The organism is Corynebacterium callunae DSM 20147 (assembly GCF_000344785.1).
Taxonomy (GTDB): Bacteria; Actinomycetota; Actinomycetes; order Mycobacteriales; family Mycobacteriaceae; genus Corynebacterium; species Corynebacterium callunae.
In genome coordinates this window covers 1,144,632-1,167,213 of the sequence record NC_020506.1, presented here as the reverse complement: position 1 = coordinate 1,167,213, position 22,582 = coordinate 1,144,632, and the positions used below count along the sequence as shown (strand labels likewise).

Annotated in this window: 16 protein-coding genes; 9 read left to right on the top strand and 7 right to left on the bottom strand. The window is 51.0% G+C overall.

Annotation, left to right across the window (positions count from 1 at the left end):
- Positions 1-121 precede the first annotated feature (121 nt).
- On the top strand, positions 122-661 hold the full coding sequence (locus tag H924_RS05525) for a YceI family protein (protein WP_015650977.1): 540 nt from the start codon (positions 122-124) through the stop codon (positions 659-661).
- Between the two features lie 76 nt (positions 662-737).
- Here the strand turns inward: H924_RS05525 and H924_RS05520 are convergent, their stop codons facing one another.
- The 4 genes from H924_RS05520 to H924_RS05505 all read right to left on the bottom strand — a co-directional run bounded on the left by H924_RS05520 (position 738) and on the right by H924_RS05505 (position 8,586).
- Entirely contained in the window at positions 738-3,359 is a 2,622-nt protein-coding gene (locus tag H924_RS05520; RefSeq protein ID WP_015650976.1) for an AAA family ATPase, read from the bottom strand.
- Between the two features lie 5 nt (positions 3,360-3,364).
- Complete coding sequence (locus H924_RS05515) at positions 3,365-4,540, bottom strand: metallophosphoesterase family protein (RefSeq protein WP_015650975.1); 1,176 nt, start codon at positions 4,538-4,540, stop codon at positions 3,365-3,367.
- A gap of 70 nt (positions 4,541-4,610) precedes the next feature.
- A complete protein-coding gene (locus tag H924_RS05510) occupies positions 4,611-5,489 on the bottom strand; it encodes a hypothetical protein (protein WP_015650974.1) in 879 nt (292 codons plus the stop codon).
- Positions 5,482-8,586 carry a DEAD/DEAH box helicase gene (locus tag H924_RS05505; RefSeq protein WP_015650973.1) on the bottom strand — a complete coding sequence of 1,035 codons (3,105 nt, stop codon included), beginning with the start codon at positions 8,584-8,586 and terminating at the stop codon, positions 5,482-5,484. The genes H924_RS05510 and H924_RS05505 overlap by 8 nt, the downstream gene beginning before the upstream one ends.
- Positions 8,587-8,887: 301 nt before the next feature.
- On the opposite strand from H924_RS05505, the gene putP reads away from it, so the two are divergent.
- The 3 genes from putP to H924_RS05490 all read left to right on the top strand — a co-directional run bounded on the left by putP (position 8,888) and on the right by H924_RS05490 (position 11,587).
- A complete protein-coding gene (putP, locus tag H924_RS05500) occupies positions 8,888-10,450 on the top strand; it encodes a sodium/proline symporter PutP (protein ID WP_015650972.1) in 1,563 nt (520 codons plus the stop codon).
- Between the two features lie 45 nt (positions 10,451-10,495).
- Entirely contained in the window at positions 10,496-11,047 is a 552-nt protein-coding gene (locus H924_RS05495; protein WP_029703143.1) for a GmrSD restriction endonuclease domain-containing protein, read from the top strand.
- A 66-nt stretch (positions 11,048-11,113) separates the two neighbouring features.
- Complete coding sequence (locus H924_RS05490; RefSeq protein WP_015650970.1) at positions 11,114-11,587, top strand: hypothetical protein; 474 nt, start codon at positions 11,114-11,116, stop codon at positions 11,585-11,587.
- A gap of 105 nt (positions 11,588-11,692) precedes the next feature.
- On the opposite strand, the gene H924_RS05485 is transcribed toward H924_RS05490, so the two are convergent.
- Positions 11,693-12,754 (bottom strand): maleylacetate reductase, encoded by a 1,062-nt coding sequence (locus H924_RS05485; RefSeq protein WP_015650969.1) that lies wholly within the window; start codon positions 12,752-12,754, stop codon positions 11,693-11,695.
- 202 nt (positions 12,755-12,956) lie between these two features.
- Between H924_RS05485 and H924_RS05480 the strand changes: the two genes are divergently transcribed.
- The 3 genes from H924_RS05480 to H924_RS05475 all read left to right on the top strand — a co-directional run bounded on the left by H924_RS05480 (position 12,957) and on the right by H924_RS05475 (position 15,851).
- On the top strand, positions 12,957-13,640 hold the full coding sequence (locus tag H924_RS05480; protein ID WP_015650968.1) for a TetR/AcrR family transcriptional regulator: 684 nt from the start codon (positions 12,957-12,959) through the stop codon (positions 13,638-13,640).
- A 279-nt stretch (positions 13,641-13,919) separates the two neighbouring features.
- Positions 13,920-14,180, top strand: coding sequence for a hypothetical protein (locus tag H924_RS14550; RefSeq protein WP_245533905.1), 261 nt, complete (start codon positions 13,920-13,922; stop codon positions 14,178-14,180).
- A gap of 27 nt (positions 14,181-14,207) precedes the next feature.
- A complete protein-coding gene (locus H924_RS05475; protein ID WP_245533904.1) occupies positions 14,208-15,851 on the top strand; it encodes a phosphatase PAP2 family protein in 1,644 nt (547 codons plus the stop codon).
- A gap of 121 nt (positions 15,852-15,972) precedes the next feature.
- Here the strand turns inward: H924_RS05475 and H924_RS05470 are convergent, their stop codons facing one another.
- Positions 15,973-18,186, bottom strand: coding sequence for a DEAD/DEAH box helicase (locus tag H924_RS05470; RefSeq protein WP_015650967.1), 2,214 nt, complete (start codon positions 18,184-18,186; stop codon positions 15,973-15,975).
- 315 nt (positions 18,187-18,501) lie between these two features.
- Here H924_RS05470 and H924_RS05465 point away from each other — a divergent pair, with 315 nt between their 5' ends.
- On the top strand, positions 18,502-19,908 hold the full coding sequence (locus H924_RS05465; protein ID WP_029703145.1) for an amino acid permease: 1,407 nt from the start codon (positions 18,502-18,504) through the stop codon (positions 19,906-19,908).
- 86 nt (positions 19,909-19,994) lie between these two features.
- Here the strand turns inward: H924_RS05465 and H924_RS05460 are convergent, their stop codons facing one another.
- Positions 19,995-20,717 (bottom strand): hypothetical protein, encoded by a 723-nt coding sequence (locus H924_RS05460; RefSeq protein WP_015650965.1) that lies wholly within the window; start codon positions 20,715-20,717, stop codon positions 19,995-19,997.
- Positions 20,718-21,038: 321 nt separating this feature from the next.
- Here H924_RS05460 and H924_RS05455 point away from each other — a divergent pair, with 321 nt between their 5' ends.
- Positions 21,039-22,580: a cytochrome ubiquinol oxidase subunit I gene (locus tag H924_RS05455; protein ID WP_015650964.1), complete on the top strand. Its 1,542-nt coding sequence runs from the start codon at positions 21,039-21,041 to the stop codon at positions 22,578-22,580.
- Positions 22,581-22,582 lie beyond the last annotated feature (2 nt).

The window sequence follows — 22,582 nt, the reverse complement described above, 5'->3', positions numbered from 1 at the left end:
TTGTTGACACGTCACCATATGGGGCTATGATAGTTTACGAACCACACAGACGGCGAAGCGTTGAACGTGTAGGTACCATTTAAACGTAAGTCACATCACTTCTTTTTAAGGAATTAAACACATGAGCATTCTTTCCGGCACCTGGGCCCTCGATCCTGCACACACAGAAATCAAGTTCGTTGCTCGCCACGCAATGGTGACCAAGGTCCGCGGTGAGTTCACCGAGTTCACCGACTCCATCATCGTTGATGGCGACAACCCTGAGAACTCCTCCGCAAAGGTTGTTATCAAGACCGCTTCCGTTACCACCGGCAACGCTGACCGCGATGCTCACGTTAAGGGCGATGACTTCTTCGCAGTTGATAAGTTCCCAGAAATGACCTTCGAGGCTACCTCCTTCGTCATCAAGAACGATTCCGAAGGCACCGTTACCGGCGACCTGACCATTCGTGACACCACCAAGTCCGTCACCCTTGACGTTGAGGTCGGTGGCGTTGCTGAGGATCCATTCGGCAACGTTCGTCTTGGCTTCGAAGCAACCACCGAGATCAACCGCAAGGACTTCGGCGTTGACTTCCAGGCTCCTCTTTCCACCGGTGGCGTTCTTGTCTCCGAGAAGATCAAGATCGAGATCGACGGCTCCGCAATCAAGCAGGCTTAAGTTCTAAAGATCTTTTAAAAACCGCTGGTTTCCATTCATATGGAAACCAGCGGTTTTTTCGTCGAAAAGCGCGCTTTTAAAGGGCTTTTAAGCTATCGATACTAAGCATGGTTTTTGGAGCAACATAGTTATAACGCTCCGGTACACAGGTGAGTACAAAGACCTGGTTTTCGCGGGCGACATCCCCAAAAAGCGTAGAAATCTTGGTCAGACGGCCAGGGTCGGTGCTCCCGAGAGCATCATCAATAAACACTGGCACTGCGGTGTTATCACCAGCTTCTGCCACCAAATCCGCAATAGCAAAACGAGTCAAAATAGCCAATTGCTCCTGCGCACCGCCGGAAAGATTGCCCAAATCAACCGTGCGTGTACCGATAGACCTACTTCCGATGGAGAGATCCTCATTCAAATTGAATTCCGTCTCCTCCCCGAAAACGCGTGCTGCCAGCCTCGATAGTTTCTCTGCAAAAGGAGCGGCATATCGTCGGCGAGATTGCTCACGGTGATTAACCATCACATCATGTAAACGCTGTGCGGCCAAGGCGCGACGCTGTTCAGAATCCAGGCGATGCTCCGCAGCCTCCAATGCAGCAGTCGCCTTATCAAAACGTTCATTAGCGCCAGCTGCCACCGAAATGTGGCCTTCCAAACGCACCAACTCTGTGGTGGCATTACTAATGGTCTCGTTATAAGAAGCAACATTGGCCTCTGCACCAGCAAAAAGCAGCTGTGCGGTCTCTGGATCATTAAGAGCCAAGCGCCGATTAATCTCTTCCTGCTCTTCGGTCACTGTCTTAAGAGATTGCGCTGCTTGTTCCAGCTTTTCCGCAATATCCTCATCACTTTGCGCCTGCGTGGCAAGTTCCAATTCCTTAGTAACCGCTGCAACGTTATTTTCTAAAGCCTCAATCTTGGTCTTGAGAATAACCAATGCTTTGTCTGCGGGCTGGGAACGCACACCATCGAGCGCCGCATTGGCAACTTTGAGGTTCTCCCCTGCTTCTTCGCGGAGAGTCTCAGCAGCTTCTAAATCTGCCTTCGCTTGTTCCAGAGAAATTTCTAGATCTTCTAGTTCCTCGTCATTGCTCAGTGCCTCTAATTCGGCCCGTACGCTGGAAATATCTAGACTGCCAACGAGCGCTAGGCGTTGATTATTAAGGGATTCAATCTCCGCGGCGCGCTTTTCTTGCTCATTAAACAGCTGGCGCAGTTGTTCAATGTTCTCAACCTCCAGGCGGTCAAGGAGTTCTGCAAGTGTGGCTTCGGCAGATTCCAATTCTGCATGGCGTTCTGCAATTGCTGCGCCAGGGTTGATAATTAGCGTGAGATCTCCGACCACAATGGAGGTCTCTTTATCCAATTCAAGTTCTTGACCGTTGGCATCAACAGCGATGGTTTTTTGATCAACGCTAATCTCAAGCGGATTTGTGGCTTGCAAAGAAATGCTGCCGCTGCGAGATTTGGCCAAGGTGGTATACGCAGCTACCTCAGAGGTTGCCTTTTGTAATGCATCAATATCTGCACTGCTAAAGGTTTTGGTGCCGTGCGCAGTGGTACGCAAGTGCAGCAATTGTGCATCTAGCTCATCCACTTTTTCCAGCAGCGCTTTTAGCTCGTCCCGGCGTTCACCTTGAGCCTTGGCGGTGACCTTTTTGCGAGCTGCCCGCACGGCTGCGATGGCTGCAGTCTCTGCCTCGCGCACTTGCCCAAGCGTTTCTTGGAGCTCGGCAAGAGCGGATGCTTCTTTTTCTGCCGCGGCTTCAGCATCTGCTAATTGTGGGCTAAGTTTTTCCAGCTCAGCGGTAGCTCGCGCCCGTTTTTCCTGCAGGTTTGTGCGATCTGCCTGGGCTTTCTTGGCTTGTTCCACATTTGTTGTGGCTTGCAATAGACGGGCGGCAATTTCTTCTGCCTGGGCTTGAACTTTTTGAGCAGCCTGCAGCTCTGCTAAACGTTCGGCCTTTTCTTCTGTTGCAGCAGGCAGTTTGAGTTTGGCTGCGGTGCGATCTGCTTCCAAACGTTCCACCCGTGCTACCTGCTCAGCCAAGGTTGATACTGCACCCTGTGCAATGGCTACCTCTTCTTTAAGCTGCGCTACCTCGTTAACAAAAGCTTTAAAGCGGGTGGACTGCTGACCCTTCTTGGTGAAATAACGCAGATACTCATCTTCAACCGCCTGCATCAAGGCAGTATCTTCTTGAGCATCAGCGGCGCCACCGTTTTGGGTGTTTAGCGCGCTCGTTAAGGAAGGAATGCCGACGGCATTAATCCCCTCATTAACCTCATCCTGCTTCATCAAAAGCGTGTTGAGCAGTGTCTTATCTAAATGAGCGTCAAGGATTTGATCTAGCTGGGAGTCTGCTTCTTCACCGCGGTAGTTTGCGCGCTGCGGAGAAATAATCTCCAACTCGGATGAGGGAGTTTTAAGGAAGGTTTTGGCAATGACTAGGCGGTAGGGACCTACTGAGAAGTCCAAGGTAATTTTAACCGGCACATCTCGGTCCACCGGTTGAATTGGCTTGGTGAATTTGTTTTTAGCCTTGTGCTTTTCTTTTAAGACGATCTGAATTGCCTCCAAAATAGAGGACTTGCCTTTTTCATTATCGCCGTGAATAACCACCACACCGGTATCTGGAATGTCGTGGAGTTTGAGGTGCTCGATTGCACGGAAGTTTTCAATGGTGAGGGCATGAATACGCATTATTTTTAAGACTCCCTGCTCAAACGGAACAATAGGTTAAGGGCATCACGGTCTACTTCTGAACCCGGATTTTGGCTCACCGCATCCACCAGCTCAAGCGCTACTTCTGCGGCATAACCGCTCAGCGCCATTTGGTCGATTTCCTCAGCTCCTGGTTCTAAAACCAGATCTGTGGTGCGTTCACGCGGTTTGAGGGAGGCAAAAACATCCTCTAAAGACGCAAGACCTTCTTCAAGCTGGCGGTTGATTTCCAAGGAGATGGTGCCCTGCAACCCGTACTTAATGACAGTGCGTGATTTATCTGGATAGGCACGCAGGGTTTCTAAAAACTCCTCAGCATCAGCGCTGGAAGAAATCTCGCGGGATAAAGCATGGAAAGTCCACTTCCCAATTTCCACCTCTTCAACGGCAACCTCGCCCTTGGAGACCTCAACAACCAGGACTTTTCCAGAGTTGACCTCACCGCCAGTCTTCTCAGGGTCAAGATCATGAAAGTCTGTTGTTTCAGGGGCACCAGAGAACCACATTTTGCCGGAAGTACCAACAGGTTGTGCGGAGTGAGTATCCCCAAGTGCTAAATAATCAATGGTGCCATCACGCAATTTGTCTTCAACGTTGCCAAGATCAATCAGATCAGCACGATGATCGGTGGTGCGAGCTTCAGCCTGCCCGTGCCCAACGGCAATTCTAATCGCTGTTGTGGGTTCCAAGGTGTCAAGCATTTGAGCCACGAGGTCAGTCGCTGCGGTTTTATTAAGCAATGGGGCACCCACAATTTCTACTCCAGGGCGAAGTTCATGGATGGTGTTATCAGCCAGCACAGTCACTCCCTCAATTGCTTCCGCGCGGTAAAAGAGAGAATCTGCCGTCAGTGGATCGTGATTTCCGGGCAGCAAAAAGACAGGCATCTTTAATGAGCGCAAGGCTTCCAAAGCTCTGCCACTGGTGCGCTGTTCCAGGGAGTTTTGCTCAAAAACATCGCCTGCAAGAACTATAAATTCGCATTGTTGTGCGCGCGCAACCTCCCCCATTTTTTCAATTGCTCGAATCCGGTCATCATCAAAACGTGCCTGTGCTTCATCGGATAAAAACCAGCGTGTCATGCCAATTTGCAAATCAGAAGAATGAAGGAATTTTATCTGTGTTGTCATGACTGCCATTTCATCATCAAGCTGGGACACCGGGGACACCCGCATCGGAAAGAGGGTACTAAAAGTGCAGCCCAAGCTCCCAATTTTGGGCTGCAGCTAGTTATTCTGGGGCTTCTTCTTCGCTGAATTTTGCCCGATTATCTGGATGATTGCTCACCAAGATTTCATACATATCTTCAATGTCACTTACAGCCCGCAATTGCTCAAGCGAGGTATACGAGACCAAGCGCAAAGCCTTGTGCAAATAGTTGATATCGGAATCATCGATAGCAGGTGCAATCTTCGGATCGGGAAGATCTGGGAGCTCTTTACCCTCCCAAAAACTTTGATTATCCTCCGGCTCTTCCTCCACTTTGGTGTGATAGGTGCGAATCAGTGCTTCCAGGCCAGCCATTCCTTGACCACGCATGTCCAGCACTAATGCTGGATTGGCTGTCATTTTCTCCGCAACATAGTAGGCACTGGCTACTGCGTGTTTGCATACCAATGAGCGGTCGGGGCAGGTGCAATCAAAGTAGATTGATTCATCACTATTGCCCACTAGGTGGTCCAACATGGAGGCAGTCAAGTGACCATCTCTTACCAAACGCAGGCCATTGGTGGTATCTGCAATAGAGGCATAGGCTTCGCGCAACTTTGCTGAGCTGCGATAAGGGAAGGTTAATGTCACGGTGAAGGGTTCATTTTGGGAACCTGCCACAGTGCACTCCACGCGGCCTTCCAGCACATTAAGTCCAGTGACATTGCCATTGCGGTAGTACTGCTCACCACGGGTTTGGCGTCCATTGTCTGCATTTTTTAAGGTCAACTCAACGGTGCGCTGGCCCGTAGGGCTAAATTGTTTGCCCCGATATCGGGTAACAACCTCGGCGCGATCTTCTGGAGTGGACACACGTTGTTTATTGCCAAAGTTGGCATAAATAACGTTGTCCATTGTGACGCGGCGTGGCTTGTCGGAGGACATCTTAAAGTCACTCATCTGCGCCCTCCTTTTCCCGGTAGCTCATGAGCATCGCCAATTCTTCAGGATTCAGCTCGGTAATCCAGCCTTCACCTTCACCAACAATGGCGCTGGCCAAATGCATTTTTCCGTCGAGAATGTCCTGGATAGATTCTTCCATGGTTCCGGCGGTGATCATTTTATAAACATCAACATTGTTTTGCTGGCCGATGCGGAAGGCGCGGTCTGTCGCCTGGTTTTCCACCGCCGGATTCCACCACCGGTCCATGTGCACCACGATAGAAGCCGCGGTGAGGTTAAGGCCGGTACCACCTGCTTTAAGCGACAAAATCATTGCAGGTGGACCATCTGGAGCTTGGAATTCTGCCACCATGCGGTCACGCCCCGGTTTGGTAACACCACCGTGGAGGAATGGAATATTAGTACCCGAGCGGTCGGAAAGATATGGGGCCAAAATACGCCCAAAGGCGGTGTATTGGGTGAAGATCAGCATGCGGCGCTCTTCTTTGACAGCGTCATCAATGAGCTTCATCAAGGCCTCAACCTTGCCAGAACGGTGCCTTCCCTTAATGGTGATAGCGGAACCGTCACCCAAGAAGTGCGCTGGGTGGTTACAGATCTGCTTAATGCGGGTAATGGTTGCCAGCACCAAACCCTTGCGCGACATTCCTTCACGCTGGTCTAGCTGCTTTTGCACATCTTCCACCAAGGCCTTATAAATTGAGGCTTGTTCGGTGGTCATATCAACGCGGATAATCTTCTCTGATTTCTCCGGCAGATCATCAATAATCGAAGGATCAGTTTTGAGGCGTCGCAAGATAAAGGGTGCTGTGAGCTGGCGCAAACGCTCTGTCATATCGGAATCTTGTTCGCGTTCAATCGCCTTGGCAAAGTGATTGCGGAAAAATGATGCGGAACCCAGTACTCCGGGGTTGCAGAAATCCAGGATGGAACGCATCTCTGAAAGTCGGTTTTCCACTGGCGTACCAGTCAATGCCACGCGGTGCCTGGAAGGCAAAGATCGCACAGTTTTGGACACCCTGGTGGAAGAATTCTTAATCGCCTGCGCTTCATCTAGCACTACACGGTCAAAACCTACCTCTCCCAGTAGCTTAAAGTCACGAGATACCACGCCATAAGAGGTAACAATAAGGTCAGCTGCCCGGGCTTTTGCTAAGAACTCTTCATCACCAAGACGCTGCGGCCCATGGTGCATAACAACCTTGAGGCTAGGCACAAATTTCTGTGCTTCAGCAGCCCAGTTTCCCACCACCGAAGTCGGGCATACCACCAGGGTGGGGCCTTTAATGTCGGCTGGGTGTTCGTGCCTTTCGACGGCTAGAAGTGCCAATAGCTGCAGGGTTTTACCCAAGCCCATGTCATCGGCAAGCACAGCTCCGAGATTGTTTTCCGACATCCAATACAGCCAGTCCACGCCGCGACGCTGATATTCACGCAAATCAGCATGCACTGTCTCAGGAATGTCTACACGGGTTGGCGCTGGAGTTTCAGTACCACCAAGGAGAGAGTTGTACCACTGCGAACCGGTGAATTCGACCGGCTCATTTTCGGCTGCTTTAAGCGCAATTTCACGCAGCTCAGCCAGGGTAACTTCGCCTTGGCCTTCACCGGAGAATTTCTCATTAAAGTCTTTGCGCAATTGTTCAGCCTTGGCAGCCAATAATTGCCAGCCTTCCTCCCCTGCTGCTTCAGCAAGTTTGGCTTCCATCGCCACTTTTTCCATCTCAGCACGAGCGCGCTTTTGGGAGGATTTGGCAAGTTCATCCATATAGCCAGTGATGCGTCGCAAAGCATCTTGGTCGGCCATGACCCAGTCACCGCGCAGGCGGATAAGTCCTGATTTGGATTCCACCAATTCGCGCATTTCCTCATCGGAAAGCTGAATATCACCGACGCTAATGCGCCAGTTATATTCCACCAGCTGGTCTAAACCAATAATGGCCTTGGTAGAGGAATCAGCAGGGTCGCCTGGGGTGCGGGCTTCCACCTGGGCCCGCGTTTCATAAGTGCTCCACGCCTTTGGCAGCATGACGGGAATGCCAGCCTTGCGCAATTTGGCTACATCATGGGTAATAAAATCCACAATTTCGGCGGTGGTGAGGAAGATATCCCAATCGCCTTTTTGCACAATGTCAACCGAATGCGCCAGCATGGCATCATCACGCGCTGGATCAAGCAAAAAGGTTACGGTCTTGGCGGTTTCAAATTGGTTGCGTAGCTGCTCCATTCCGCCACTATCGATTGCGCCTTTTTGGATTGGCTGTGGGGCGTCCACTCCAGTGCGCACCATCAAGCGCACTGGCCAGACCGAATCCATGGGGTCCTCATAATCGGAATCTGCAGGTGGTTCTTCCACCAGAATCACCAATTGCAAAGTGGATGAGGTGATGGTGTTTTTCCACTGGTTTAGCGCATGTGTTAAAACCGTGGATCCCTTGCGCAAAGGATGATTAAACAGCAAAGAATCTAAGAACTCATGGCGTGGATAGGGCAATACTTCATCGCGATAATCGCGCAAAATTGCATTGGCAATCCAATGTGGCAGCTCATTAGCCATGGTGTCAGCGAGATCCCGTCCACCATTTTTAAGCAAAATTCCTGGGGCCGCGTGGTTCATTTCAGCTAGCCAACCTCGTTCAGAGAGGCTGGCAGAAAGCTGCCACTGGGGCCACCACGAATTATCCATCATGACGGTGCGCAGAGTTACTCGACCGGCTTGCACAAATCGCGCCAGGCCTTGGTACATGGAAATTAACCACCATAAATCTGGGGCTATTGATTCCCGTTGGGCCCGGGTGGCAGCTGGGGTTTCAGCTTTGAGGAAACTGAGCTGGGAAAAAACCATAACCGCTTCTTCAGGAGTAAAAGCTGCGGTAGGTGTAGGTAGCTCCACGTGTCTGCCTTTGGGCGTACGCAGGTGCACATTCATACGCGCGCGGAAGGTTTTATCTTGCAGAATCTGGTCAACCACAGGCGGAAAAGTGCCTGGTGATACGGCCTCCGGGAGCACAATCCGGTGCCCGTCGACCTGCTCAATCCATAGTTGCAGTCCGCGATCCTTGATCCAGAGACCGTGAAGCAGGTGAGACGTCATGAGTTCTTTTCTACCAGTTTGGGGACAGTTTCTCGTATCCATGTGCGAAAGCGGCGGACAACTACACTAGCCTACCGTGTTCTTTTGCATAGCAAGGGATTAGCAAAAGATTTTGCGTCGAAAAGCCCCCTAATCTTTCCCCGCACCTGCATTGGTGGCACCAAATAACCTGCGCCCACTAGGGGGTGATTTAGTCTTAGGGCTGCTATATGGCTTAGCTGTGAGTTAGTGTTTTAGTTCACAGCTTCTTATTAAAAATAAGAACTGCCGAGTTTGCCCCCTCAACTACAAGGAGAACCTCGTGAGTGATAACACCTGGTTCATCATCGCCATCATTATATACATGTTGGTCATGGTGCTCATCGGATATTGGAGTTACCGCAAGACTGAGAAATACGACGACTACATGCTGGCAGGCCGTGGGCTTAATCCCTTTGTAGCTGCAATGTCTGCTGGCGCTTCGGATATGTCTGGTTGGCTACTTATGGGTCTACCCGGCGCGCTGTATGTCACAGGTATGTCAGAACTGTGGATTGCAATTGGTCTGACCATCGGCGCTTGGGCTAACTGGATGTGGGTTGCCCCGCGTCTGCGCTCTTATACTGAAGTGTCTGGCGATTCCATTACCTTACCGTCCTTCTTTGAAAGCCGCCTCCGCGATAAGTCCCGCACTTTGCGCATCGTGGCAGCACTGATCATCATTATCTTCTTCACCTTCTATATTTCCTCCGGCATGGTTGCTGGTGGCGTGTACTGGGAATCCACCTTCGGTGGCGATTATTGGGTAGGCATGGCAGTGGTCGCTGGTGTAACCGTGCTATACACCTTTATCGGTGGTTTCTTGGCGGTGTCTTATACCGACGCTGTCCAGGGCACAATCATGTTCTTCTCGCTAATTATCGTGCCGCTTTTTGCCTACTTTGCGCTGGCCAATCCAGCCGATATTTGGAGCTTCGCGGCATCTAATGATTACGGCCCATATACCGATGGCATTGGTAACCCCACCTACTTCTCACTGATCTCTGGAGTTTCTTTTGCAGCGATTGTGGGCAACCTGGCCTGGGGCTTGGGTTACTTCGGCCAGCCGCATATCGTCGTGCGTTTTATGGCGTTGCGCTCCCCTGCGGAAGCTAAGCAAGGCCGTCGCATTGGTATTTCCTGGATGATTTTGTGCCTGTTTGGTGCCACCTTTACCGCACTGATTTCTACTGTGTACTTTGCGCAGCATCCAGAGCACACCGTCACCGATACTGAATCCTATGAGTCCATCTTCTTGGATCTGGCAAATGTGCTCTTCCACCCACTGATTGCTGGTTTGATTCTCACCGCCGTTTTGGCAGCGATTATGTCCACTATGTCTTCCCAGCTGTTAGTTACCGCTTCTTCCCTCATTGAGGATCTGCTCAAGGCTGTGAAGAAGGATGACTTGAGCGAAAAGACGCTGATTACGCTTTCTCGCGCAACCGTTATCGTCTTGGCGATTGTTGCAGGACTGATGGCCGTTAATCCTTCGGATTCCATTTTGGGTCTGGTTGGCTTTGCCTGGGCTGGCTTCGGTTCTGCCTTCGGTCCGATTATTTTGGCCATGCTTTATTGGAAGCGCCTAAATGCTCCTGGTGCCATTTCCGGCATGATCACCGGTGCTGTGGTGGCTATCGGATGGGGTATGTCCCCACTGAGCGATACCCTCTACGAGATCGTCCCGGGCTTCATCGCTGCAGCAGTAGTGATGGTTGTGGTTACCATGGCAACCAAAGAACCACAGCAGGAAATCCTGGACGAGTTTGAAACTGCTCGCAAGCTTTCCAAGGTTGTGGAGTCTAAGGAAGATATCGATTTCCGTCAGGCAGCTAAAGAAATTTAGCGCCAGCGGGAACCCCATCTAGTAGGTGGCGAGTCTAACCAGAATGTGAAGACATTTACTCGGTTACTCGCCACCTTTAGTATTCTCCTGGGACTTTTTAGTGTGCTTCCCTACCTCAGCTGGGATCTCGGCACTTCTGCAGCTGATCTGCCGGCTGTTAAAGAGGTCAACCAACGCGCCACTGTCATTGGTTATGATCGTGACGCCATGTTTGGTGGGTGGCTCACAGGCGTGCGTGAGGGCGTTGTTGCTCAGGCGGGTACAATTGATCCTTATTCCGGCGCCCCGCTAGACCTCAACAATGCAGAGGTTGATCATATTTTCCCACTTAGCGCTGCCTGGGATTTGGGCGCACATTCTTGGACAGCTGCCCAAAGAATTACTTTTGCCAATGACCCAATCAATTTGGTGCTGGTGTCTCGGGAGCAAAATCAAACAAAGGGCGATCAGCTGCCCAGCGAGTGGTTGCCCCAAAATCCACGGGTGCGATGTTGGTACGTCGAAAAGCTCTTTGGGGTGGCCAATGCCTACCACCTCCCCTTGCCTGCTGCCGATGTGCGCATTGCGCAAAAGCAATGTGGGTTCGCGAAATTTTAGGTGGCTGGTTAGGCTAGTTATTAAGCATTGTTATTGCCCATTAATAATTGAAAGGTCCACCAGCCCGTGACCACTATCATGGTTATCCTGCACGTTCTTGCAGCGATCCTCTTCCTCGGCCCAGCCACCGTTGCCACTTCTCAGTTCCATGTCCGCGCGCTTGATGCCCACAACGGCAATAAGCAGTCGGAGGGTTCTGCTAAAACCCTATTCAAGATTTCCCAGTCCTATGGCATGCTTTCCTTGCTCGTTCCCCTCTTGGGCATTGCGATCATGCTGCTGAATTGGTCTCATTTTAAGACCGAGGGTCAATTCCACGCCGCTATCGCGCTCAGCGTTGTTGCCTGGGGTCTGCTGCTCTTCGTTATTTTCCCACGTCAGAAGAAGATGATGGGCGCTCTTGGCCTGCTCGAGGCTGATGAGCAAGCTGCCAAGACCTACGAGGTAGCCAATTGGGACAAAGCCAAGGGCCAGCTCTCCATGTTCGCTGGTATCTGGGCACTACTTTGGGTGATCATCGCAGTTTTGATGTTCATCTAAAATTTCACGTCTTTAAGCCCGCACTTTTTAGGTGCGGGTTTTTTTAATGCTTATCGACGCCGCCCCGCAGTGCGTGGCTTCAACACTGCGGCGGAGGTGGCGGTTTTAAGCTGGTTCCGCTCCCACCAAAGCTTTTTCTAACAGCTCGGTGAGGTTCTCTGCAGTAACGGGACGTGGATTATTAGCTGGAATGTTTTCCAAAATTATTGAAACCGCCTCCGGAATTCCGGCAGCACTAAAACCATAATCAGTTAATTTCTGGGGTGCCTTAAGCTGCGTCCGCAATTTTTGCAATCCTTCCAGCGCAGTGCTGCTACCCAATGCTGTGGCTGCACGCTTTTCTACCTCTGGTGCAAAAGGTGCATTAAAGGCTAAGACATACGGCAGTACCGTGGCATGAGTTTGTGCATGGGGCAGATTAAAGGTGCCTCCTAGAACATGGCAGATCTTATGGTGAAGCCCAGAACCTGCGGAAGCAAATGACACCGCGGCAAGGTATGCCCCATAGAGTGCCTCATCGCGCCCGGAAATTCCTTGTGGATTGTTCATAATTTTAGGCAAGCCTGCAGCCAACGCTCGGATGCCTTCCAAAGCCAGGGCTGCATTAATGGGATCTGCGCGCGGTGCCCACAAAGAATCAATACAATGTGCCAGGCCATTTAACCCTGAGGCAATAGACATTTCTACCGGCAGTGAAAGCGTGAGCTCAGAATCATAAATGACGACTGTGGGCAGTACCTTATTATCTACACCAGTGGTTTTTCGAGAATCCTCCGTTAAACCCCACACATTGGTTGCTTCTGATCCTGCATAGGTGGTCGGAATCGCGATTATAGGAATTCCCATGGTTAGGGCAATGGCTTTGGCTAGGCCAGTGGCTGATCCCCCACCCACACAGACAAGAACATCAATATCACGTTTTGCAGCTACTGCTCTTGCGTTTTCTGCCGAGGCCAAAGGCACGTGCATAACAACGTCACTATGCCAGACCGCAACCTCAACGCCTGCGGCAATTTCCTGTGCTGCGCGGAGCGCTGACCCGCTGGCGATAACCATAACTTTCTTGGAGTCAAGATCTTTGAGAGCCGCTTTGAGATATTCATTGGCGCGACCCGCCCCAAAATAAACCCTCTGCCCAAGGGTGTGATGGTCAAAATTTAATGCCACTTTTACTCCTACGTTGGGGGTGCTAAATGAATTTTTCGGCAATTTTCTGCCGAATTGGCTTTTCTAAGTTTTTCCCAAGATTACGCTGCTAGAGAGACCTTTTGTTAAGCATTTGCTAAGTATTAGGCTTTAAAACACCGTTGTTTTACCCCCTATTTCAACCCCCATATCTACATAACAACAGAACCGCTAGGGTTCACGTATGAGCCACCACGATACAGAGTATTTTGATGCCGAATCATCGGCCGCTAAAAGTGGTGGCACAACTAAGGGACGCAGCCTAAAGCAAGAACAAACTCGTGCCCGCTTAATTAACGCAACTCGAATTTTGATGACACAGCGCAGCTTTGACAATATTACGATTGCTGAGCTCACCGAGGCAGTCCATGTGGGAACAGGAACCTTTTATAACTATTTCCACTCCCGCGAAGAACTTCTAGAAGCAGTTGCCAAAGATTCATTTGAATCCTTAGGCGATGCACTTGATACGGCACTAAGCACCCTTGAAGATCCCGCCGAGGTTTATGCTGCATCCCTTAGACATTTAATTAGGTATTCACTGAACGACCGTGTCTGGGGTGACCTTGTAGTCCAAATGGGCGGCACACACCCCCTACTAACCAGAATCCTTGGACCTCGTGCCCGCCGTGATCTGCTCCGCGGTCTCGAGGCTGGTCGCTTTAAGATTGACGATCTTGATCTTGCCACCTCCTGCACCTTTGGAGCTTTGGTTTCAGCGATTGATCTCGGGCTTAAGGGTTCGCCAATATTACCGATGGAAAAACATGATGAAATCTTTGCCACTGCAATGCTGCGCATGGTTGGCATGACTTCTATTGAGGCAAAGATGATTTCCTCTCGATCTTTGCGTGACATTTCCTTTTAAAGCATGCTTATTGAAAAATGTTTCACTGGGCAAAAACGAAGTTAATGGGATGATCTTTGAGATTTAACCCGGAGGAAATCTAATTTCCATAAGTTGAAACAGATTGCCAGTTCGGAGTGTGAACATTTGTTTTCACCCTAGGCAATCGATTTCATGCTTATCTAATCCACAGAACTTGCCCACCGCTGAACCAGTTGGAAACTAAATAGCTGCTTTTCCTACTCATTCATGACCACGGTTTATAGGTTTGGATAACTCCGATTACAAAGAAACGGTTCCATGAAGAATTCAACTTCGCGCCGCTCCCGCGGCATTTTGCTCTGCACCACCCTCATTGCAACTACTGCAGTAAAGCCAGTAGCTTTTGCACAAACATCCGCGCTACTCGACGAAACTGCGATTGCACCTCACGCTGGCCCACATGGCTACTTTGTAGATAGCTGGAACACCAATAACACCTCACTACAAAGTGCAGAAACCAATGCTGGCATCGGTGTTTTGTCCGGCATGTTTGAATTGTGGACTCCTGGAACCACCTGAAACAATGGCACTAAAGCTAATCCGACAGTGCTCGATTCAAATATTCAGCAATCCATTGACATTTCCACCGCAGCAAGCGATGAAGAGCAAGTGCGCGCATATGTAATTGACCGCCGCAACCAGAACTACACCGCTACGGATGGTTTGGGAGCTTACGCCGAGGCTTATCGGGCCGCAGTTAATGCTGGCACAACCATTCCAGATACCGTGCCTGCCGAGGCCTACACAACCAAGCAAGAAGATGGTGGCAATACAAACGGCAGCTGGGCCGATTCAGATGGTGAACTAGGGTCCACCGTGCAGCTTATCGAAGCAATCCGCGGACACTCCGCTTCATCCAATCCTTCCAAGATTTACTTCCAGTACCCACGTCCCTACCGCTGGACTGGTTCTATTGAGGCAGGATCATGGGGTGCAGGTGTAGATATGCCGGAGTATGCCTACTCATTGCGAAAGGATGAAGCTGAAGCTGCCTCTGATGGTGGATTCCCATCCGGGCACACCAGTGCTGGCCATATGGCTGTTAATGGACTCGCTTATGCATTTCCCCAGCAGTATGATGAGCTCCTTTTAACTGCAGCTGAAATCGGCACCAGCCGCGTCCAACTCGGTATGCACTCTCCCTTGGATGTAATGGGCGGCCGGGTGCTTTCCACCGCCATCACTGCAGGTGCACTCAACGATGCTGCCCTCGACGAGGTCAAAGCAAAAGCGCTTGTCGACGGTCAGACGTGGATCAGCAACCAGGCCGACATTATTGCTAATGAAGGTACTTATGACGAGCAATTAGCTGAGTACACCGAATACCTCACCTTTGGGTTTACTCAAACTGGCGATACCACCGAAACAATGCGTGTACCTAAGGGTGCTGAAGCTCTCCTCGAAACCCGCCTGCCTTATCTAGATGATGAGCAGCGTCGCTGGGTTTTGCACTCCACCGGAATTGAATCTGGTTATCCTGTGGTCAACGACGAAGAAGGTTGGGGTCGACTTAATCTCTTTGCAGCTCAAGCAGGCTATGGAGCATTCAACACCAATGTTGCGATCACCATGAACGCCGAAGATGGTGGATTCTCTGCGGCTGACAATTGGCAAAATGACATCGAAGGTGCAGGTTCTTTGGCCAAGGACGGATCTGGTGAGCTGACTTTGTCTGGTGAAAACACCTATACCGGCGGTACCACTCTTGCAGGCGGCACTTTGGTAGCTACCACCGCTAATGCACTTGGAACCGGTGATTTAGCAATTGAAGACGATGCAACATTGAAACTTGACGGTACCGGAGTAGAAAACTTGGGCACTGCTGATCTCGACGGCACTTTGGAAGTTACACTTCCCGCTGGCGCGGATCTTGCTGAAGGTTTCACGGTACTCCAGGCCTCCGCTATTGAGGGCGAATTTGATTCCGTTGAGGTTACAGGAGCTTCAGACGTAAAGGTTTCCTATGCCAATGGCGAAGTAACTCTTTCTACTACCAATGAAGAGGACTCCCCTGCGGAAGCAACGGGAAATTCCTCTGCAGACAACGGGTTGCTGAAATTCATTGGAATTATTGCTGCTCTTGGTGGGCTAGCCGCAGCGCTAGGCGGTCTATTTACCGGTGCAGTTAACAATGGAATGATCTCTCCATCACTGCTTCCACAAAATCTGCGGGATCTTCTCAAGGTCTAAATGCAAAAAGACACTATCGGCTAAACCACCAGGTTTTTCGTCGATAGTGTCTTTTAAATCTTTTAAACAAGCAAAAGGCCCGCACCTCAAATTATGAAGTACGGGCCTTAAAGCATGTTAACTAGTCGCGTGAGCCACGGCTGCGGAAGCCGCCGCGCTCGCCGCCACGTCCACCACGATCATCGCGGTCACGGCCACCGCGGAATCCACCACGGTCACCGCCACGTCCACCACGATCATCGCGGTCACGGCCACCGCGGAATCCACCACGGTCACCGCCACGCTCGCCACGATCTGCACGTGGACCACGGTCATCGCGCTCGAAACGACGAGGAGGGCGTCCGCCTGCATCGCGTTCGATGTTGATGAGCTGTCCGGAGATGCGGGTGTCGCGCAGGTTGTCAAGAACGCTCTGTGGGAGGTCCTTTGGCAACTCAACCAAGGTGTGGTCAGCTGCAATGGTGATGCGGCCGAAGTCCTTGGAGTTAAGTCCACCTTCATTTGCCAGGGCGCCAACGATGGCACCTGGGCGAATGTGCTGGCGCTTGCCAACTGCAAGGCGGTAGGTTGCCAGGTTCTCATCGTCACGGTCGAAGCGTGAACCACGATCGCCACGGTCGCCGCGATCTCCACGGTCACGGTCACGTCCACGTCCGCCACGATCTCCACCACGGTCGTCGAAGTCACGACGACGGTCGGTGCGCTCACGACGCTCTGGTGGGAGCTCCTTGAGCAGGAAGTCACCGGACTGAGCCTGGGTAGCCAAAGCTGCAGCGATGTCCTCGAGAGGAACATCATTAGCCTGGGAGTACTCCTTGACCAAGGATCGGAACATATCGATCTGCTTGTCTTCCAAGGACTTGGTGATGGAGTCAGCGAACTTAACCTTGCGGAAGTCGTTAACCTCATCAACAGTAGGCAATTCCATCTCAGTAAGCGGTGCGTTGGTTGCACGCTCAATGGAGCGCAGCATGCGACGCTCACGAGGAGTTACGAACAAGATTGCCTCGCCGGAACGTCCTGCACGGCCGGTACGGCCAATGCGGTGAACGTAGGACTCGGTGTCATTTGGAATGTCGTAGTTAAGCACGTGGGAAATGCGCTCAACGTCAAGGCCACGGGCAGCAACGTCGGTTGCAACAAGGATGTCTAGGCGACCGTCCTTGAGCTGATCGACGGTGCGCTCACGCTGTGCCTGAGCAATATCACCATTGATGGCAGCTGCGGAGAATCCGCGCGCGCGCAGCTTTTCAGCAACTTCTTCAGTCTCGTGCTTGGTACGCACGAACATGATCATTGCTTCAAACTCAGTTACTTCAAGGATGCGGGTAAGAGCATCCATCTTGTTGCGGTGTGCAACAGAGATAAAGCGCTGGGTGATGTTGGTGTTGGTCCTGGTCTCAGACTTAACAGTGATCTCAGCAGGGTTGTTGAGGTACTGCTTGGAGAGACGACGGATACCATTTGGCATGGTTGCAGAGAACAAAGCAACTTGCTTGTCATCTGGGGTGTCTTCGAGGATGCGTTCCACATCTTCTTGGAAGCCCATGTTGAGCATCTCATCAGCTTCGTCAAGCACGAGGAAGCGCAAGCTGGAGATATCCAGGGAGCCCTTTTCCAAGTGATCGATGATACGACCTGGGGTACCAACAACGATGTGGGCACCACGACGAAGGCCGGAAAGCTGAATGCCATAAGCCTGACCACCATAAATTGGCAGTACGTTAACGCCGCCAACGTGATCGGCGAAGGACTGGAAGGAATCCGCAACCTGCAGTGCAAGTTCACGGGTAGGTGCTAGCACCAATGCCTGCGGGGTACGCATGGACTTATCAATACGGGAAAGGATTGGCAGCGCGAAAGCTGCGGTCTTACCGGTACCGGTCTGTGCTAGACCAACTACGTCCTGACCCTGCATAAGGATCGGGATGGTCTGTTCCTGGATGGGGGAAGGAGTCTCGTAACCTACCTTGCGCACAGCAGCTAGAATCTGCTCTGGCAATCCGAGTGCATCGAAGCCAGTCTTGGCTTCCGTAGAGGATGACTCGTTTGAAGATGGGGTTACATCTTCCGAGGAGTCCTCGTTCACATTCTCATTGATTACATTGCTCGCGTTGTCTGCCTTAGTAGCAGAGTCGGCGTCCTCAGAATTATCCGCAACCCTGGTGATCTCTTCGCTACCCTCAGACACGGTGGTGCCTGCAACATTGTTGTTTGGGGTTTCGAGAGCGAAGTCAGCTGAAGCTGAGTCACCTTGCGGGGTTTCCTGAGATTCCGACGAAATTACGTTATTCGGCTGTTCTACGTCGCCGTTGACGTTCTCGGTATTTCTCATTGTTCCTCTAAGCTACGCTATATTTCCCCGAAACTCCAGAGCTCCTTATTAATTAGCCTCCGACAAGAAGTACCTGAGCTGGGTAAATGGGATACAGTTCACAATTTTGTCCCAAAAATGGTCATATCTACCCCACTATTGGCAATTTCTATGGGTTTATAGGTGACTTGGCACACTATTGATTTATTTTGAGTCCTTTCCCTCCACGTGGCCAAACGTTGGCAAACTATACGACCACTATTTTTTGGCGGGAACAGAGTAATGTGATCTGCGTTCAAATTCGATCACCCTAACTGAAAAGAGGTCAGCATGACGTTGAATGCTTCACCTGCTCCAACCCAAACGTATAAAGGGCTGCGAGCACGCCACATTCACTTCATCGCGCTGGGTTCGGCAATTGGCACGGGCTTGTTCTATGGTTCCGCCGGAGCCATCCAAGCTGCTGGCCCCTCAGTATTGCTGGTTTACCTATTAGGCGGCGCTGTCGTCTACTTCCTGCTCCGCGCACTCAGCGAGATGGCCGTGCACCACCCCGTTCGCGGTTCCTTCGCGGTTTATACCCGCGCACACCTCGGAGGTTGGGCCGGCTACATCACCGGCTGGATGTTCGCCTTCGAGATGCTCATTGTGTGTCTAGCTGACCTCACCGCAGTTGGCATCTATATGGGCTTCTGGTTCCCCAACACTCCACAGTGGATTTGGGTTGCAGCCACTTTGCTCATCGTTGGCGGAGCTAACTTGGCTTCAGTTCGTTGGTTTGGCGAGCTGGAATTTGTGTTCACCATTGTTAAGGTCACCGCAGTTGTTGCCATGATTATCGGCGGCGCCGCCATCTTGGCTTTTGGACTTGGAACCAACACCGAAGTTTCTGGTGTATCTAACCTTTGGGAGCACGGCGGATTCTTCCCTAACGGCGTCGAAGGCATGATTGCAGCCTTTATTCTGGTGCTCTTCGCTTTTGGTGGCACTGAAATCATCGGTGTAGCTGGCTCTGAAGCTGAAGATCCTGAAAAGTCCATCCCACAAGCTGTTAACACTGTTCCAGTCCGCATCTTGCTCTTCTACGTAGGCGCGATCCTGGTTATCTTGGCGCTGAACCCTTGGCAGTCTATTACTGGCGAAGAATCCCCCTTCGTTCAGATTTTTGACACCTTGGGAGTTAACTGGGCTGCTGCTTTGCTTAACATTGTGGTTATTACCGCTGCCCTTTCTGCTATTAATGCTGACCTCTTTGGCGCAGGCCGCGTCCTTACTGGCCTTGCAAAGGAGAACCTCGCACCACAGATCATGGGCAAGATTTCCAAAAATGGTGTACCAGTGATGACCACTGCCATCATGATCGTGGTGCTCATTTTGGGTGTCGTGCTAAATGCTGTGCTGCCAGAGCGTGTCTTTGAGATTGTCGCTTCTCTGGCCACCTTTGCCACTGTGTATGTCTGGCTGATGATTCTGCTCGCGCAGGTAGCTTCACGCCGCAAGATGTCTGCTGAAGAAGTCAGTTCCCTAAAGTTCCCTGTGCCTTTTTATCCTTTTGGCCAATACTTTGCTATTGCGTTCATCGCCTTCACCTTCGGAATCATGGTGTGGTACGCCGATTACCACCTACCACTAGCTGTTGGCGTTGGGTTCTTGGTTGTTATGACCGTCCTCTACTTTGTTAGTGGTCGTCCAAAAGCGATTGCACCAATTAACTATGAGGAACTAAATCCGCGTCACGCTTAAGATCAAGCCGATCCGTATCTAGTTAAAACTTCTAGTTAAGACCAAAAAATGCTCAGTGCTTTTTGCACTGAGCATTTTTCTATTTACTAGCTGCTTCCGAAAGAGCTACCGCCACCGGTGTTAAACGGATTATCTGGATTTTCCGATCGTCCCGCTGCGCAATCGTCATAGGGTTGTGTTACTCCATCTACCAGCACTTCAAAGCTGCTCACACCCGGAGCAAGGATGTTTTTGACCTGCGTAGTTATGGCGTAGTTAAAGTACTTAGAGTTGGCTAGATCAACGCCAAGACCTGCGGGATAACCTTCTAGCTGCAGAACAAACTCGGCAGCGTCAACACGGGAAACTGAGTTCTCCCCCACCAACTTTGGGGTGAATTCTCTATCTAATTGCACCGCTAAGAACTCCGGAGCTGCAATGGAAATGATCAAGGCGGAAAGATCATTTTGGGTAAATCCAGCTTGCCTACCTGTCAAATAAAAATCTGACCAGGCCTCTTGCCCAGCCACACTAAGTTCCTCGATCTTTATGGTTCCACGCTCCAGTGCCTGAGCCCTCAATTCCAAACTTATTAGGTTCAATTCCGGATCAATGCCAGGAATCACAGCTTTAATCCGCTCCAGGCGCAAAGGATCGGATTGTAGAAGCTCGGCCCGAATTGCAGCCATATCCTGCACCCCAATGGAGATAAAACAAAGGTCACCATCTACCTTCACAGTGGCAGCCTGTGCCGAAGATAGTGGCAAAAGTACTGTACAAGAAGTTGCTGCAACCACAGCTGCAGCCAATAATGCCCGGGGGAAATTCATGGGTCGCCCTTAAAGCTCTCGGAAGGAATCAACAGGGAACGTGTCTATGGTCTGCTACGTACCTCAAAACCTAACGGGTGACTCTCAGCTTTGAAAGACCTCATTTTCTGGGGCATGTTTTCGCTATGCTGTGATTACCCCGTGATCTAAGACAATTTAGAAAAGAGGATTGACCTCCTTCGGGGCTGATTTCCACAGCGCACCTAATTGCTTGGGAACTCTACCAAGGGTCCTGCCGACAAATCTCTTATAGACCGCCCGAGGCTCACATGTCCTTGGTTGTCATTTAAATCAACCTACCCACGAGGGGAAGTTCCAACTGTGGATGTCGTCGACATCGCACGGTGGCAGTTTGGCATAACCACCGTCTATCACTTTATTTTTGTTCCTTTGACAATTGGCTTGGCTCCATTGGTTGCGCTAATGCAAACCTTTTGGCAGGTCACAGGGAAAGAACACTGGTATCGCGCTACTCGTTTTTTTGGCACTGTTCTACTTATTAACTTTGCACTTGGTGTCGCTACCGGCATTGTCCAAGAGTTCCAATTTGGTATGAACTGGTCGGAATATTCCCGCTTTGTCGGTGATGTTTTCGGCGGGCCGCTTGCCTTGGAAGGCTTGGTTGCCTTCTTCTTGGAATCAGTTTTCTTAGGTTTGTGGATCTTCGGCTGGGGTAAAATCCCTGGTTGGCTGCATACTGCCTCCATTTGGATCGTCGCTATTGCCACGAATGTATCGGCCTACTTCATCATTGTTTCCAACTCATTTATGCAGCATCCGGTGGGCGCAGAATTCAATCCGGAAACCGGCCGCGCAGAGTTAGTGGATTTCTGGGCTTTGCTTACTAATTCCACTGCTCTTGCTGCTTTCCCCCACGCAGTTGCTGGCGCTTTCCTAACAGGTGGCACCTTTGTTCTAGGTATTTCCGGTTGGTGGCTGATTCGTGCCAAGGTCCAAGCTAAAAAGGCCGGTATTCCTGAGGAAGATCGTCACTCCATGCACCGACCTGCTTTGTGGGTTGGTTGGTGGACCACTGTGTTGGCCTCTGTTGGCCTTGGTCTAACCGGTGATGCGCAGGCCAAACTTATGTTTGTGCAGCAACCGATGAAGATGGCTTCGGCTGAATCACTGTGTCACACCACTACTGATCCCAATTTCTCAATTTTGACTATCGGTACGCACAATAACTGCGATTCCGTCATCCACCTGCTGGAACTTCCTTTTGTGCTGCCTTTCTTGGCAGAAGGAAAATTCACCGGTGTCACGTTGAAAGGTGTGAAGGATCTCCAAGCCCAGGCTGAGGCACTTTATGGCCCGGGCAACTACTCCCCTAACCTCTTTGTCACCTATTGGTCTTTCCGCGCCATGATTGGCCTGATGCTGGGTTCGTTGGCAATTGCTGCAATCGCGTGGTTTTTGCTTCGTAAAAAGCGCACCCCACAGGGCAAGATTGCGCGTCTCTTCCAGATCGGCAGCCTGGCAGCTTTGCCTTTCCCCTTCCTGGCTAACTCCGCAGGTTGGGTGTTTACGGAAATGGGTCGCCAGCCTTGGGTGGTACATCCCAATCCGGATTCCGCAGGTGATTCCCGTACGGAGATGATTCGTATGACGGTGGATATGGGTGTTTCTGACCATGCCACCTGGCAAGTGTGGCTCACGCTCATTGGATTTACCATCTTGTACTTGGTGCTCTTTGTGGTGTGGTTCTGGCTGATTCGACGCGCTGTTTTGCTCGGTCCGCCTGCAGAATCTGGCCCTACTGAAAGTGATCACACCGGACCTGCCACCCCAGTTGGTTCGGATTTGCCCATCGCCCCCTTGCGTTTTAGTGCGCTGACAAGCGAAAACCAGGAGCAGAAGTAATC

Coding starts and splice junctions, on each gene's coding strand:
- H924_RS05505 (WP_015650973.1), bottom strand. CDS start 8,586: ATGACGTCTCACCTGCTTCACGGTCTCTGGATCAAGGATCGCGGACTG.
- H924_RS05470 (WP_015650967.1), bottom strand. CDS start 18,186: ATGAGAAATACCGAGAACGTCAACGGCGACGTAGAACAGCCGAATAAC.
- H924_RS14550 (WP_245533905.1), top strand. CDS start 13,920: ATGAAGAATTCAACTTCGCGCCGCTCCCGCGGCATTTTGCTCTGCACC.
- H924_RS05510 (WP_015650974.1), bottom strand. CDS start 5,489: ATGAGTGACTTTAAGATGTCCTCCGACAAGCCACGCCGCGTCACAATG.
- H924_RS05460 (WP_015650965.1), bottom strand. CDS start 20,717: ATGAATTTCCCCCGGGCATTATTGGCTGCAGCTGTGGTTGCAGCAACT.
- H924_RS05520 (WP_015650976.1), bottom strand. CDS start 3,359: ATGCGTATTCATGCCCTCACCATTGAAAACTTCCGTGCAATCGAGCAC.
- H924_RS05525 (WP_015650977.1), top strand. CDS start 122: ATGAGCATTCTTTCCGGCACCTGGGCCCTCGATCCTGCACACACAGAA.
- H924_RS05480 (WP_015650968.1), top strand. CDS start 12,957: ATGAGCCACCACGATACAGAGTATTTTGATGCCGAATCATCGGCCGCT.